Origin of the sequence: Bacillus sp. 3255, from assembly GCF_031456485.1 — a bacterium.
Taxonomy (GTDB): Bacteria; Bacillota; Bacilli; order Paenibacillales; family NBRC-103111; genus Paenibacillus_E.
This window is the reverse complement of the sequence record NZ_JAVDUS010000003.1, coordinates 213,399-227,640: the sequence shown is the minus strand read 5'-3', so window position 1 is coordinate 227,640 and position 14,242 is coordinate 213,399. Positions and strand designations below refer to the sequence as shown.

General features: G+C 47.9%; 12 protein-coding genes. 5 read left to right on the top strand and 7 right to left on the bottom strand.

Annotation, left to right across the window (positions count from 1 at the left end; all coding sequences use genetic code 11):
- Window positions 1-5 precede the first annotated feature (5 nt).
- The 4 genes from J2X61_RS05880 to J2X61_RS05865 all read left to right on the top strand — a co-directional run bounded on the left by J2X61_RS05880 (window position 6) and on the right by J2X61_RS05865 (window position 4,188).
- Window positions 6-743 carry an SDR family NAD(P)-dependent oxidoreductase gene (locus tag J2X61_RS05880; RefSeq protein WP_310186563.1) on the top strand — a complete coding sequence of 246 codons (738 nt, stop codon included), beginning with the start codon at window positions 6-8 and terminating at the stop codon, window positions 741-743.
- Window positions 744-792: 49 nt separating this feature from the next.
- Window positions 793-2,178 carry a mandelate racemase/muconate lactonizing enzyme family protein gene (locus tag J2X61_RS05875; RefSeq protein ID WP_274469143.1) on the top strand — a complete coding sequence of 462 codons (1,386 nt, stop codon included), beginning with the start codon at window positions 793-795 and terminating at the stop codon, window positions 2,176-2,178.
- A gap of 28 nt (window positions 2,179-2,206) precedes the next feature.
- On the top strand, window positions 2,207-3,112 hold the full coding sequence (locus J2X61_RS05870) for an RraA family protein (RefSeq protein WP_274469142.1): 906 nt from the start codon (window positions 2,207-2,209) through the stop codon (window positions 3,110-3,112).
- A gap of 185 nt (window positions 3,113-3,297) precedes the next feature.
- Entirely contained in the window at window positions 3,298-4,188 is an 891-nt protein-coding gene (locus J2X61_RS05865; protein WP_310186560.1) for a helix-turn-helix transcriptional regulator, read from the top strand.
- Window positions 4,189-4,251: 63 nt separating this feature from the next.
- Here J2X61_RS05865 and J2X61_RS05860 read toward each other — a convergent pair whose 3' ends face one another.
- The 4 genes from J2X61_RS05860 to J2X61_RS05845 all read right to left on the bottom strand — a co-directional run bounded on the left by J2X61_RS05860 (window position 4,252) and on the right by J2X61_RS05845 (window position 9,548).
- Window positions 4,252-6,204 carry a glycoside hydrolase family 127 protein gene (locus J2X61_RS05860; RefSeq protein ID WP_310186558.1) on the bottom strand — a complete coding sequence of 651 codons (1,953 nt, stop codon included), beginning with the start codon at window positions 6,202-6,204 and terminating at the stop codon, window positions 4,252-4,254.
- A 75-nt stretch (window positions 6,205-6,279) separates the two neighbouring features.
- Window positions 6,280-7,149 carry a carbohydrate ABC transporter permease gene (locus J2X61_RS05855; protein ID WP_310186556.1) on the bottom strand — a complete coding sequence of 290 codons (870 nt, stop codon included), beginning with the start codon at window positions 7,147-7,149 and terminating at the stop codon, window positions 6,280-6,282.
- Window positions 7,146-8,069: a carbohydrate ABC transporter permease gene (locus J2X61_RS05850; protein ID WP_274469137.1), complete on the bottom strand. Its 924-nt coding sequence runs from the start codon at window positions 8,067-8,069 to the stop codon at window positions 7,146-7,148. The genes J2X61_RS05855 and J2X61_RS05850 overlap by 4 nt, the downstream gene beginning before the upstream one ends.
- 72 nt (window positions 8,070-8,141) lie before the next feature.
- Entirely contained in the window at window positions 8,142-9,548 is a 1,407-nt protein-coding gene (locus J2X61_RS05845) for an ABC transporter substrate-binding protein (RefSeq protein ID WP_310186763.1), read from the bottom strand.
- A 377-nt stretch (window positions 9,549-9,925) separates the two neighbouring features.
- Between J2X61_RS05845 and J2X61_RS05840 the strand changes: the two genes are divergently transcribed.
- The gene (locus J2X61_RS05840) at window positions 9,926-11,167 is read left to right on the top strand and encodes an MFS transporter (RefSeq protein WP_310186554.1); all 1,242 of its coding nucleotides are present in this window, start codon (window positions 9,926-9,928) and stop codon (window positions 11,165-11,167) included.
- Window positions 11,168-11,334: 167 nt separating this feature from the next.
- Here J2X61_RS05840 and J2X61_RS05835 read toward each other — a convergent pair whose 3' ends face one another.
- From J2X61_RS05835 to J2X61_RS05825, 3 genes are all read right to left on the bottom strand, one after another.
- A complete protein-coding gene (locus J2X61_RS05835) occupies window positions 11,335-12,546 on the bottom strand; it encodes a multidrug effflux MFS transporter (protein ID WP_310186552.1) in 1,212 nt (403 codons plus the stop codon).
- Between the two features lie 337 nt (window positions 12,547-12,883).
- The gene (locus J2X61_RS05830; protein ID WP_310186551.1) at window positions 12,884-13,933 is read right to left on the bottom strand and encodes an NAD(P)-dependent alcohol dehydrogenase; all 1,050 of its coding nucleotides are present in this window, start codon (window positions 13,931-13,933) and stop codon (window positions 12,884-12,886) included.
- 60 nt (window positions 13,934-13,993) lie between these two features.
- On the bottom strand, window positions 13,994-14,197 hold the full coding sequence (locus tag J2X61_RS05825) for a hypothetical protein (protein ID WP_274469131.1): 204 nt from the start codon (window positions 14,195-14,197) through the stop codon (window positions 13,994-13,996).
- Window positions 14,198-14,242: the final 45 nt, after the last annotated feature.

Genomic DNA, 14,242 nt, shown 5'->3' with positions numbered 1-14,242 from the left:
CAGCCATGAATTTATCGGGAAAAACGGCATTGGTTACCGGAGCCGGAACAGGCATTGGCAAAGGAATCGCTGTCGCGCTTGCCAAACGAGGAGCAAATGTCGCCATCCACTACAATTCAAGCGATACCGGCGCTAGAGAAACGCAACAGCAGATTGATGCATGCAGCGGACAATCTATGATTGTGCAAGCGAATATTGCGTATAAGCCTGAGATCGAACACATGGTCAATGTTGTTGGGAATCGTTTTGGCGGCATCGATATCCTGGTCAACAATGCGGCACTGCAGTTGAATGTTGATTTCTTCGCGTATATGGATGATCAGTTCGACCAGTTGATGCATATCAACTTGAAAGGTTACTTGCAATGTATCCAGGCCGTCGTCCCGCATATGAAAGCCAACGGTTTTGGACGAATCATCAACATTTCCTCTGTCCATGGCAAGAGGCCGACAGATTTCGATGTGATCTACTGCATGACCAAAGGCGGTATCCACATGTTAGGCAGAGAAAGCGCCATTGAGCTGGCGAAGTACGGAATAACAGTGAACACCATTGAACCGGGAGCTGTTGATGTAGGAAAACAGGGAAAGCTCAAACGCGGCGTAAACCGTAAAAAATTCCCTATGGGCCGTGTCGGTTTGCCATCGGATATAGCGAGTATGGCTTGCTACATAGCATCCGAAGAAAGCGAATTCATGACTGGCGCTTCCATTCGTTTGGATGGCGGCAGCATGCTGCTTTAGCTAGAGGTCCGATTGACGACCACATTCTATGAGTCAAAGGAGCATTCCTATGCCGAATCAAGAAACCTATGAAAATACGTTAGCCTATGTTAACACAAACGCCATCCCCTCGGAATTAAAAATTACCGATATCCGCTTTGCGGATATTGCCGGCGCGCCCATGCACTGCAGCCTCATCAAGGTCTATACCAACCAAGGGTTAGTCGGCTTTGGTGAAGTTCGCGACGGTGCAGACAAAACATTTGCCCTCATGCTTAAAAGCCGACTGCTGGGTGAAAACCCATGCATGATCGACAAACTGTTTCGACGAATCAAGCAGTTTGGCGGTCATGCCCGCCAAGGCGGCGGTGTCAGCGGACTGGAGATCGCACTCTGGGACTTAGCGGGCAAAGCTTATAACATCCCTATTTATCAAATGCTTGGCGGTAAATTCCGCGAGAAGATCCGCATGTACTGCGATACCGATGTGAACGGCAAAGACACGGGCACTGCAATGGGAGAAGCTTTGAAAAAAAGGATGGAAAAAGGATATACCTTCCTCAAAATGGATCTGGGTATCAATCAAATTATTCATGAACCCGGCACCCTAAGCGCCCCTCTCGGCTTCCTGGAGGAAATGCGATCGCTCTCCAAGTCGTGGTACAACCGCAAACAATCAAACCATTCCGAACTGGAGCTCTGTAACCTTCGAAACCGGCATTACGATATTTATAATATCGCTCACCCGTTCACTGGCATTCACGTCACGGAAAAAGGCCTTGATATGCTCGAACAATATGTAGCCGATGTGCGTTCTGTAATTGGACACGAAGTACCGCTTGCTATCGATCATTTTGGCCATATCGGCATTGAGAACTGCATCAAGCTCGGACAGCGGATCGATAAGTTTAATCTCGCCTGGATGGAGGATATGCTTCCATGGTCATACACGGATCAATACAAACGATTGTCTCAATCGGTTGCTACTCCGCTCTGTACGGGTGAAGACATTTATTTGAAAGAAAACTTTAAACCGCTGCTCGAGTCGGGTGCCTTATCGGTTATTCATCCGGATGTGCTCACAACCGGCGGCATCCTGGAGACGAAAAAAATCGGCGATATGGCGCAAGAATACGGCGTAGCCATGGCTATTCATATGGCAGAAAGCCCCATCGCCTGCTTAGCGGCGGTTCACGTTGCGGCAGCGACGGAGAACTTCCTGGCGCTCGAATTCCATTCCTCCGATGTCGACTGGTGGGATGACATTATTATCAGCAAGCTGCCGAAGCCGCTCGTCCAGAACGGATTCATCGCCGTTCCCGATGCGCCGGGTCTCGGCATTGAAGAGCTGAACGATGAAGTCATCGCCGAGCATCTGCATCCGGAGATTCCTGGCCAGTGGGAACCCACCGATAAGTGGAACCATTATTGGTCGAATGACAGACTGTGGAGTTAACCAATTTTAAATAAGCGAGGTGCTTACTATGAAATTTGACAATGCGGAAGATATTGTACAATTGACGCCTCTGTGGCAAGGGGAACGGTTTCCTAATGGCCGGCCCAAAGTAGCTGCTAATATTTTACGGCGGATGCGCAAAATTACACTGGAGGAAGCTTGGGGACCCCTGTGGAACAGAGGCTATCAGTACCAATTTGAAGGGGATTTCAAGATCATCCATCCGAATCAAGTCATGGTCGGGCGTGCGGTGACAGCCGTCATGGTACCGAAACGTCCCGATCTGCATGAAACACTACTGAATTACGGCCATCAACAAGAAAACCGCAGAGGCTTCTTCAATCAGTGGGTCATCGACTCGCTGGAGGAGGATGACGTTGTTGTCGTCGATCTGTTTGACAAAATTTATCAAGGCACCTATGTGGGCGGCAACTTGTCTACCGCTATCTCTGCCCGCACGAAGCAAGGCGGAGCGATCATCTGGGGAGGCATTCGGGATAATCAGCAGGTCGTAGAGATTGAAAATATTAACGTGTTCTATCGGGGGAGCGATCCAACTGCAATTGCGGACGTAACGATGGTCGGCATGAACGTGCCTACGCGGATCGGCCGTGCCGTATGTCTCCCCGGCGATGTCGTGCTGGGAACACCCTCTGGCGTTATTTTCATCCCGCCTCACCTCGCTGAACTGACCGTCGTGAACGCAGAGAAATCGCAGGTTCGGGACATCTTCGGTTTTGTTCGTTTGAAGGAAGGCACCTACACGACAGCACAAATCGATGCCTCATGGAACGTATCCCTTTGGCAGGATTTCCTGAACTGGTTTCAGAACGATGAAGCTGCTTCGGAATATCGTCATCTGACTTGGGAGAAGGAGCTCGAGGAAGCCCGGAAATTGGAAGCGAACGGGCCTATTAATGACGTTCGATTGTAAGTATGGGATGGGGTCAGCGGATTTGTCCGGCTGACCTCTTTTTTATGGACAATAATGAAAAAGCCGAAATAAAAAATGCCGACAGTTGTTATACTCCTAAGTCCCAATCAATCCCCATTTATCATTCAATTATGGTAAGATGAACTTATCATCCGCTCTCAAAAAAAGAACCTTTCGAGGTGACTATGCTTCCACAAATCCTTCACTTTATCGCCCCGCCAATCCCATATTTCCTAGATTTCGGTAAAGCTTTCTATCAAGCCGGCGATCTCCATATTTCGCGGAATCAAATCGGTACCTTCGACTTAATCATTGTGACCAAGGGTACGATTTATATTGGAGAAGGTAAACATAACTGGACGGTGAAGCAGCAAGAGGCCATCATTCTCCGCCCGGATCTCAATCATTACGGTACAGCCCCTTGCATAGAAGAGACTGAAATTATTTGGATTCATTTTCACACCCATGGGGCCTGGGGAGAGTATACCGATATGAATGCCTGCCTGGATAATCAAGCCGAGTTAATCGATAATCATCGAACAACAGCATTCCTGAACCATGCAGAGGTCAACTCCATTTTCATTCCAAAATATATGAAGCTGACGCCCAAAGCGTTTGAGCTTGCGGCATATTTTTTCCAGCTGGAGGACGAGTCCCGTTCCTTGCGAAACTGGCGCAAGCAAAATGCATTCCAGCTCTTTATGCAGCATATTAGCCGGGAGCTTATCGCGACTACGGATATGACGGCTTTTCACCTGGCTGAGAAGGTTGAGCTGTTCATTCGCCAGAACTATATGAGGAAAATCACGAACGCTACGCTCCATGTGGAGCTGAACTATCACCCAAATTACTTGGCCAAATGCATGCTTAAGGTATTCGGGATGACACCGATAGACTTCTTGCTGCAGTACCGGATCGAGCAGGCCAAAAAGCTGCTCATCCAGACCGATTGGTCCATGACAAAGATCGCAGAGGAGTGCGGCTTCCAGCATGCCTCTTATTTCTCTTATTGTTTTTCAAATAAAGAAGGGATATCACCGCTTCATTTCCGAAAGAATTTTACGAGTCAAGCATAGAAAGAGCAGAAGTACAGACCGTTCGATGAACAGTCAACGACCTCAACAGGCAGCCCCTTTCACCTACGTACAGGCAGCCTTCACCCACACCATCATCTCGCCTGCTCCGCGGTTACCCCACGCATAATACGGAATGAACGTGGATATAACGCGGCTTTGCGCCCAAGCTTTATGAGGAACATATAAATGCACTCCCTCCGCTGGCACTTCCGTGCGCAGCGTTTCCACACGGATCGTCGATAAGCCGCCAAGTAGATACGGATCGTATTCAACCATAAACGCTGCCTCCCTGTCAATCTCCACCAAGTGGATATGACTGCCGTTATCCGCCTCCTCCAGGCAATAGATGAATGGACCCCGCTGCAGCGCCACTTTCCCGGCATTTTGGCGGACGAGCGGATGGCTATGCACCAACTGCACCTGCATGTCGAACAACAGCTCGACCCGATCGCCGGATTGCCATGACCGCGTCAAGAAAGCGTAGCCGTCCCGGACATCATCCGGCACGCATATCGTGCCGTTCAGCCGATATACCACGTCTTCACACCACACAGGAACTCGAAATGCCAGTGAAAAAGGAATCGCAGCACCGACACCATGTATGTTAAAGCTTACATTTCCGTTTATTGTGTACCTCGAGTCCTGACGCACCTTCACCTGATTGCCGTGAATGCGCACCTCCGCTTCGCCTCCGATATACAGATGAACATACAGCGTATCCCCTTTGGCCGTATATACATAATGATTTAGCGAGGCCAGAAGCCGCGCGATGTTCGGCGGGCAGCAGGAGCAGCCGAACCACTGCTGACGCTGGATATTGACATGCTTATACATCGGATTGACCTTATTTGCCTTTGGATACACCTCCAACGGATTCACATAGAAGAAATGCTTCCCGTCCATCGCCATGCCGCCGAGTACCGTATTGTACAACGCCCGCTCAAGAACGTCGGCGTACTCGCCCTTCGGCTCAATCTCCAGCATCCTCCGCGCAAAAAAGATCAGTCCGATCGACGCGCACGTCTCACCATACACCGTATCGTTCGGCAGGTCATAGTCGATCGTGAACGACTCTCCGTACGCCATCGCGCCGATCGCGCCAGTGATATACATCTGCTTGTGTACGATGTTCGCCCACAGTCTGCGGCACGCCTCCAATAGGCTTGCATCCCCTGTCACTCCAGCCACGTGCGCCATGGCCGTGCACATGTAGACCAACCTAACCGCATGACCGACTGCCGTGTCCTGTTCCCGAACCGGCAGGTGCGACTGACTGTATGTCAAGTCAAATGCCATGTTTAGCTCTTTGAAATGCACCTTGTTCTCGCGTTTCTCGAACTCTTGCGCAAAGAAGCTCGGCCGCCGCCCCCGTTCATCGAGGAAAAAGAGGCTCAGCCTCACATACTGCTCGTTGCCGGTCACCTCGTACAGCTTCATCAGCGCAAGCTCGATCTCCTGATGCCCGTCGTAGCCCTGCAGCTTGCCCGGTTCGCTCCCGAACACCGTACCCACATAATCGGCGTACCGGCAGCATACATCGAGCAGCTTGCGCTTCCCTGTTGCTTGGAAGTAAGCGACACCCGCTTCGATCAAGTGGCCTGCACAGTACAACTCGTGACATTCCGCCAGATTCGACCAGCGGTGCTCCGGTTCCTTGAGCGTAAAGTACGTGTTCAAGTACCCATCCGGTTGTTGGGCTTTGGCAAGCAGCTCTACTACATCGTCTGCAATGGCTTCCAAAGCCGGATCCGGCTGCACGCTGAGCATATAACCGACAGCCTCCAGCCATTTGTAGACGTCGCTGTCCTGGAACACCATACCGCCGAACGTCCCCTCTTCCTGCCCTGCCGCAATTCGGAAATTCCGAATTGCATGGCTTGGCTCGGCGTCCTCGATTATATTGTTGAGAGCCTCCCATTGATAGGGCAGCACAACCTCTTTCACCAACCGGATATAAGATGACCAGAAGCCGTCTTCAATCCGTACCTTCCCCGGTTCCAGTTGTATATCCTTCATTTGCTTTGACATTGCACAGCACCGCTTTCATTTGCATTTATTTCGTCGATCTGGCCGGCAGCCCATGAATCCGGACTAATTTTTCAATCCGGTCAATGTGATTCCCTCTACGAAATATTTTTGACCGATCAGGTAGAAAATGACGCCTGGAGCAAAGGACAGGCACGTGGCCGCCATCGTCATCGACCAATCCTGCTTTAATTGACCTTTAAAATTGGTAAGCCCCAAGGCTATGGTGTATTTATCGCTCGAATTAATGTAAATCATCTGTTGGAGCAAATCATTCCACAAGCCGATGAAAATAAACATGGCCACGACGATCATAGCGGGCTTGATTGCCGGCATAATTATGCTGAACAAAATGCGAAAGTACCCGGCGCCGTCTATCGTTGCCGCTTGGTCGAGTTCTCTCGGTATGGAGAGAATGAACTGCCGAATCAAAAAGATATTAAAAGCCCCGCCGCCGCAAAAATAGGGCAAAATCAACGGCAGATAGCTGTCTTGGAGCCCCAAGCCCCGTGTCCATCCAATGTACAGGGGAATGAGCGTAACCATGGCAGGTAGGAGCATAGAACCGACGCAAAGAATCCAGATCAATTGTTTACCCCTAAACCGCAGCCTCGCAAAGGCATATCCGCATAAGGTGGCTGTGAACGTGCCCCCCAAACAGGAAGGAACGATAATGATCATCGTATTCCACAAATATTTCCAAAATTCAAATAACTGCATTGTTTTTTCATAATTAGAAAATAACCATTGTTTCGGGAAGAGAGACGGCGGATATTGGTAGATCTCGGGATTTGTCATCAAAGACGTACGAAATATCCACCAGATCGGGAAGAGCACGATCAGGGCAAAACCAATAACGAATATGAGCGTAAGTGCATTGATCGTTCGTTCACTGCGTTTCTTGCTCTTAAAACTGGCATATGCAGCTTCGCTCATCTGTCGTCATCTCCTTCGGAAAAGATCCAGCGCTTCGACGCTTTGAACAAAACGGCAGTAAAAGCGGCCAGTATGGCAAAAATAATAAAGGTCGTTGCACAGGCATAGCCTAGCTTGTAATTGACGAAAGCCTGATCGTACATCAGGTAAGTCATGAATCGCGAAGAGTTGCCCGGACCCCCATTGGTCAGAGCAAGGGCTGGCGTAACGACTTGGAGATTGGCGATCAGGCTCATCAACAGGTTGTAAAAGATGATAGGCGTCATACAAGGCAAGGTGATATGCCGGAAGCGATTCCATCCGTTCGCGCCATCCATTTCAGCCGCTTCATGATAGACGCTCGGAACGTTCTGAAGCCCAGCCAAAAAAATAACGATTAAGTTCCCCGACAGCCAAACTGAAATTAACGAAAGAGATGGGACTACGTAATTGGAATCAGCGATAAAGAGAACTTTGTTCAACCCGATTTCGGAGAGGAGATAGTTGAAGAAACCAAAATTCGCCTCGTAAAGCCAGGACCAGCCTACATATATAGCGGCAGCAGGCAAAACAAAAGGCACATAGAAAACAGCTCTGAAAAACCCTCTTGCCGGAATTTTACGGTTTAGCAGCATAGCGATGAAAAGTGAATAGACCATGCTTCCGGCTACGGATAAAAATGCAAAATAGAGCGTTGCTAGAATGGAATCTTTAATATAGGGGTCGGTGGTAAAGAGCGTGATATAATTGCTGAAGCCGACGAATTCAGGCGTTTTTAGCCCCGTCCAATTCGTCATACTAATTGCCAACACGCCAAGAAGAGGCAGATACGTAAGGAAGATCAGTCCAAGTATTGCCGGAATCAAACATATATAAGCAATGCCTGCCTCATTTGAATACAAGCGGGAACGGCGTTGCTGAGGTTTATGAATGGTTTCCATATCTTGCTCCCCACCTCATATTTGAAGGATGACCGCCGCTTGCTGGTTCTTGGCGGCCATCCCTCCTACACGTTATTTTTTGCCTTTATTGGCTGCTTTCAAAGCTTCGAGATTCTTTGTAATAGCATCTTTGGCGGTAGTTTTTCCGGTCCAAACATCCCCCAATGTTGATGCCAGTAAAGTGTTAAAGTCCGTCGTATGATTCGTATAGAACCAAGCAGCTGGCCTCGCGGCTGAGGATTGTGCATAATCGACTACAGCAGATTTGTATTCGTTATATGGAGGGAAGTTCGGATTATCGACCCATTTATGTGTAAGCGCTTCATCCGTATACCACTTCTTCAGCGTTGGCATCCAAATGCCCGATGAGATGAGTCCCCAATTGTTTTCTTCGGCAGTGTACCATTTAAGCCATTCCATAGCTTCTTTCGGATGCTTGGTTTGGGAGAAGACGACATTGGCACCGCCCGTGTTGAGGGTAACTTTTTCCTTAAAATAAGGTAATACGGCTACGCCATATTTCAGTCCTGCATCCTTGGCCGCATTCAAGCTGGTTCCTACGTTCCACGCGCCGTTCGTGGCCATGGCGACCTTTCCTGCGATTATGGTACGCTGAATGCCATCATCGGTCTGCCCGACGGACAATGGAGCGACATGATCTTTCAAGTACAGATCCGCAACCTTCTGAATCGCTTCGATACTGGCGTCTTCCCCGATTCTCACCGCTGTACCGTCATTGGAATAGAAACCGCCGCCATTGCTGAGCGCCCATACTTCCAGCTGCCAGGCCAGATTTTCAACGGATGCGCCATACTGTACGATACTCTGCGGTTTGAAGCCGGCCTCGTCGGGATGTTTGCCATTCGAGTCGACCGTCAGCTTCTTGGCCGTTGCTACGAATTCGTCCCATGTCCATGCTCTATCCAATGCGGATGGAGGATAAGGTACCTTCGCTTTATCGAACATGTCTTTGTTGTAATAAAGGAGAAGAATTTCATTGGCAGCCGCATAGGCAACAGTTTTGCCTTGATATTTGTAGGCTAGACTGTCCAGTGGTTTACTTTCACTTCCCGTGTACATGCTGCTTACATCATTCAGCATGCCGTCGGAGGACCACTGAATGACGCCATCCTCCTTTAATATCCCCGTATCCGGCAATTGACCTGCCGTTGCCATGGCATTCAGTTTGGTCATGTAGTTTTCCCAAGGAATCGCTTGCACTTTGACTTCGATTCTGTTTTGAGAAGCATTGAACTTGTTCGCCGCTTCCTGGGTTTTATTTCCTTCTTCCTCGCTTCCCCACATCGAATAAGTTATCTTAACCTTCTCCGTGGAAGGAGACACCGTCGTCGTCACCGTTGGTTGGGAAGTCGCTTCTCCAGTTGGCGATGCGTTCGGTTTGTTATTTTTCGTGGAGCATCCAGCCACCATGGCTAAGATCAAGACCATAGATACGTTAAACATGAATCCTTTTTTCATCGTCTTCACATTAACCCCTCCATCATTTATCAGTCATCGTCATTCCTCGATTTCTCCCGCGTTGGCGGGGATATTTCGTTTGTCCGGATTTGAGCCTCATTTTCAGAGTTTTTTTAAATGGATTCTTTCTTGTAAGCGCTACAAATTCATTATAGATAAACGTTCCAAGTTTGACGACAAAGGATCTCAACCTCTTTTTTAGAAATCTCAACCATTCAAATAAATCTTCGGCTGGATCAAAACCGTGGTTTTCAAATCTATTGCGAATATTTAAAGATCCATCCTACCAAGGATGGATCTTTCTTACGGTAATCAATAAATATGTTTATAGACTTCTCTTTTGAGTAAGGCATATAATACACTTTATGAGTTAGTAGTTGAAAGGATGTGTCATTCACTTGATCTCATCAAGCAGTTCCATACATCAAATTCCCTATTATAAGAACTATTGGATATCCCGAATGTTATCTTCAATTGCCTTCCAGATGCTTTCTGTAGCCATCGGTTGGCAAATGTATGAATTGACCCACGACGCCTTCAATCTCGGTCTTGTTGGCCTAGCCCAATTTCTCCCGATGGTACTACTTACTCTGGTCGTTGGGCATTTCGCAGACCGCTACGACCGGCGATTTATAGTCTTTCTATGCCAGATCGTAGAAGCCGGTATGGCCTTATTACTTTTGTTAGGTAGTCTTACGGACTCGTTAGGTCAGCATCATATCCTGCTGATGGCTGCCGTTCTAGGAGCCTGCCGTGCATTCGAAGGGCCTTCCTCCTCAGCACTGTTGCCTCAATTAGTACCAAAAGAATTCCTTCAACAGGCGATATCCTGGAATACCTCGGTCGGTCAATTATCCCAGATCCTTGGCCCCTCCATGGGGGGATTACTATATTGGGCAGGCTCTATTTTCGTTTATACAGCTGCTTCTCTTGCCCTTTTAACCGCCGGTATCCTAACCTTCTTCATCCGTTCAAGACCTATAGTCCGCAAATCTGAACCGGTTACCCTGCGTTCCTTGTTCTCCGGCATAATGTTTGTTTACCGCAAACCGGTCATTCTAGGGACGATATCACTTGACCTTTTTGCTGTACTGTTGGGAGGCGCCACCGCTCTGCTGCCGATTTTTGCCCAGGATATCCTTCATACGGGACCATGGGGGTTAGGATTAATGCGAACCTCGCCGGCTATCGGTGCCTTGATAATGTCAATAGTATTGGTTTATTATCCGCTCAAGAAAGCTGTTGGTTACATACTGTTTGCAGCCCTTGCCGTCTTTGGATTGGCAACTATGCTTTTCGCCGTATCGACCCATTTATTCGTTTCCCTTGTGGCTCTATTCCTCATTGGTGCTTCAGATGTGATTAGCGTCATCATCAGGTCTTCCCTCGTGCAATTGCAAACGCCTGATGAGATGCGGGGGCGGGTCAATGCCGTTAACTCCCTCTTTATCGGGACTTCCAATCAGTTGGGTGAGTTTGAGTCGGGTACATTAGCCGGATTTATTGGAGCGGTACCGGCAGCCTTCATCGGTGGTTTGGGTACGCTTGCAATTGCGGGGCTCTGGATGTTCCTGTTCCCATCCCTTCGCAAAATGCGGACACTATCCGAACAGTCGTAAGTCCTTCGCTCAATCATTTACATCAGGATATATAGATAAAACCACTCCCGGCAATGGAGTGGTTTCTTTTGTTTGAACTTCGTGTTCACTTCAATACTAAAGTAATCACTGCGCACGATGTGATAGTCGGTACGATCCATATACTCCTGGTCCTTGAAAAATCTATTTTACAGCGTTTGTTGTGAAGCTAAAGCTGGCCTCTTGACTAAGAAAAAATAGGAGATGACAGCCAAAATACTTGTCGTGAAAATCGTGACTCCGAAAGGCAATGCCGAGTTTTCTCCTGCTATTCCTACAAGAGGAGAAGTGACCGCCCCTAATGCAAATTGCAAAGTGCCTAGTACGGCGGCAGCACTCCCTGCAATATGCCCTTGTGACTCCATAGCCAACGTAAATGAAATTGGGCCGATAATTCCAATAGATGCTGCGAACAAGAAGATCGAAATAAACAAAAGAAAGAAGGATCCATGAGATAAGATAACAACCAGGATGGCCGCGGTAGTGATAAAAGCTAAATGCAACCCGATCCGAAATATAAGGTGTTCATTCATTCTTCCCGCCAGCCGTTTGACGAACTGTGATCCTAAAATAATACCTAAACCATTTAAGGCAAACAGAACCGAAAACAGCCCAGGTGAGATGCCATACATATTTTGATAAATAAATGGAGTACCGGCAACATATGCGAACACACCAGAGAACAAAATACCGTTGACGAGGGCATACCCCATAAAGTTTCGATCCCTAAGTAAGGAGCCATAGTTCCTTAACACTTCCATAAAATTGCCTGGAACACGCTGCTCTATAGGTAGGCTTTCTTTAATCCCCCACAGGGTCATAGCGGTAAGAAAAAGCCCTAGAAATCCTAAAAAGATAAACACACCGATCCATGAAGTGAACGAACTGACCGCGCTTCCGGCAGTAGGGGAAATTAATGGAGCAACATTACTAATCATCGTCAGCATGGCAATGAATTTAACCATTTCCACTCCACTGTACCGGTCACGAACAATCGCACGGGAAATGACAAGTCCTGCGGAGGCGACAAATCCCTGTAAGAAGCGCAAGATAATAAAAATACCGATGTTAGGTGAAAAGGCACACGCCGTGGAAGCCAGTAAGTAGAGAAACATGGAAACTAACAAAGGCTTTCGTCTGCCATAAACATCGCTTAAAGGGCCTGTAACAAGCTGGCCTAAACCTAACCCTAATAAGCTGGCAGTTAAGCTGGTTTGGATCATAGATGCGTTCGTGCCGAAATAATTCATCAGTTGCGGAAGTGATGACAGGTACATATCGACCGTAAATGGCCCTAGTGCAGAAAAGGCGGATAACATCAAAGCAAATAAGAAAGGATGGTTATTAGTCTTTACATTCATATTGAAAGCTCCTCAATCTAATATAATTATTTTCAATTTCTCCTCTAACGTCATGGCAGTTCAGGGGCGTGAGCACACGTAGGTTAATCAATTAGATTTGTTTAATCAACTATCGTCTATTATTATATAAGGGAAGCTTTTATTTTCAATGGTTAAAGAAACGCAATTTGTCGATAACTCAACATGCTGTTTGAAAATGTTAATTATCTAGGAATTTAGCAAGTCAAGGAGCCCCTTCTTTTCGAATAAGGCTATTGATGAGCGAAGATGTCTTTCAATTTTATCGCCATTCAATTCGTAGTATAAAAAAAATCCGCTTGGTAAGCGGATTTGAATGTTATTCATTCTCCATCGTACTGATGTCGATCACGAATCGATAGCGTACGTCTGAAGCTAATACGCGCTCCCACGCTTCATCAATTTGATTAGCAGCAATAACCTCGATGTCAGGAGCAATATGGTGTTCGGCGCAGAAGTCAAGCATTTCCTGCGTTTCTCGAATTCCGCCGATCATGGAGCCCGCAAAGGACCGACGATGAGGGATAAGTGAAAATACCTGAACTGGCAACGGTTCCGCTGGCGCACCCACATTGACCAATGTACCGTCTAACGCTAATAGCGAAAGGTAGGCATTTATATCGATCTGAGCGCTCACAGTATTCACAATGAGGTCGAAATAACCAGCCAATTTCTTAAATGTCTCGGGATCACTCGTGGCATAATAATGGTCCGCACCTAACCGCAAACCGTCTTCTTTCTTCTTCAATGACTGGGATAAAACCGTAACCTCCGCCCCCATGGCATGCGCGAGTTTCACAGCCATATGTCCAAGCCCGCCAAGTCCGACAACCGCTACTTTCTTGCCAGGAGCGGCCCCCCAATGGCGGAGCGGCGAGTATGTTGTGATGCCGGCACACAGTAAAGGAGCCGCGGCATCAAGCTCCATGCCGTCAGGAATTCTAACCACGAACTCTTCAGTTACGACAATATGGGTGGAATAACCCCCCTGCGTGTATTGCCCATACCGGTCGATAGCTGCGTAAGTGCCCGTATTGCCGCTAAGACAATACTGCTCCTCTCCTTTATGGCAATTCACGCACTCTCCGCAGGAGTCAACCATGCAGCCTACCCCCACTCGATCCCCAACGGCATACTTGGTGACTTCCGAACCGACCTGGGTGACGATTCCGGCAATCTCGTGGCCAGGAACAAGCGGATACTTCACCGGTCCCCAATCGCCGCGAGCTGTATGTATATCCGAGTGGCAAATACCGGCGTACTTTATCTCAATGAGAACATCATGCGGCTGGAGATTCCTTCGTTCTATCGTAGTGAGTTTGAAGGGACCTTCCGGACTAAATGTTGCGCGTGCATGAACAGAAATCATGATCTAACCTCCTATCAAAACTAGATTTACATATCGACAATTTTTTTGTTCATGCTGCGGTTAGTCTTGCTGCGCATGTGCTTGAATGAATAGCTGTTGCTGCTGTGCGTTGTTTTGTGCAGCCACTGCAAGCGTATCATCCGATTGCTGCTGCGCGAATTGAATCAGTTCGTTGCACTCTTGGATCACCTGACTCCAGTTGCTTTTGGAGCAAGCATTTTGAATTTCCTGACACTGTTGCTGCCAGTTTCCCGCTGTTACCATATTGGCTTCCTCCTCTGTATTTATTAACCATATTCATAGGTTTGG

Bases quoted from the DNA above. Each gene is read 5' to 3' on its own strand.
- J2X61_RS05880 (WP_310186563.1), top strand. From the start codon at position 6: ATGAATTTATCGGGAAAAACGGCATTGGTTACCGGAGCCGGAACAGGC.
- J2X61_RS05875 (WP_274469143.1), top strand. From the start codon at position 793: ATGCCGAATCAAGAAACCTATGAAAATACGTTAGCCTATGTTAACACA.
- J2X61_RS05870 (WP_274469142.1), top strand. From the start codon at position 2,207: ATGAAATTTGACAATGCGGAAGATATTGTACAATTGACGCCTCTGTGG.
- J2X61_RS05865 (WP_310186560.1), top strand. From the start codon at position 3,298: ATGCTTCCACAAATCCTTCACTTTATCGCCCCGCCAATCCCATATTTC.
- J2X61_RS05860 (WP_310186558.1), bottom strand. From the start codon at position 6,204: ATGAAGGATATACAACTGGAACCGGGGAAGGTACGGATTGAAGACGGC.
- J2X61_RS05855 (WP_310186556.1), bottom strand. From the start codon at position 7,149: ATGAGCGAAGCTGCATATGCCAGTTTTAAGAGCAAGAAACGCAGTGAA.
- J2X61_RS05850 (WP_274469137.1), bottom strand. From the start codon at position 8,069: ATGGAAACCATTCATAAACCTCAGCAACGCCGTTCCCGCTTGTATTCA.
- J2X61_RS05845 (WP_310186763.1), bottom strand. From the start codon at position 9,548: ATGAAAAAAGGATTCATGTTTAACGTATCTATGGTCTTGATCTTAGCC.
- J2X61_RS05835 (WP_310186552.1), bottom strand. From the start codon at position 12,546: ATGAATGTAAAGACTAATAACCATCCTTTCTTATTTGCTTTGATGTTA.
- J2X61_RS05830 (WP_310186551.1), bottom strand. From the start codon at position 13,933: ATGATTTCTGTTCATGCACGCGCAACATTTAGTCCGGAAGGTCCCTTC.
- J2X61_RS05825 (WP_274469131.1), bottom strand. From the start codon at position 14,197: ATGGTAACAGCGGGAAACTGGCAGCAACAGTGTCAGGAAATTCAAAAT.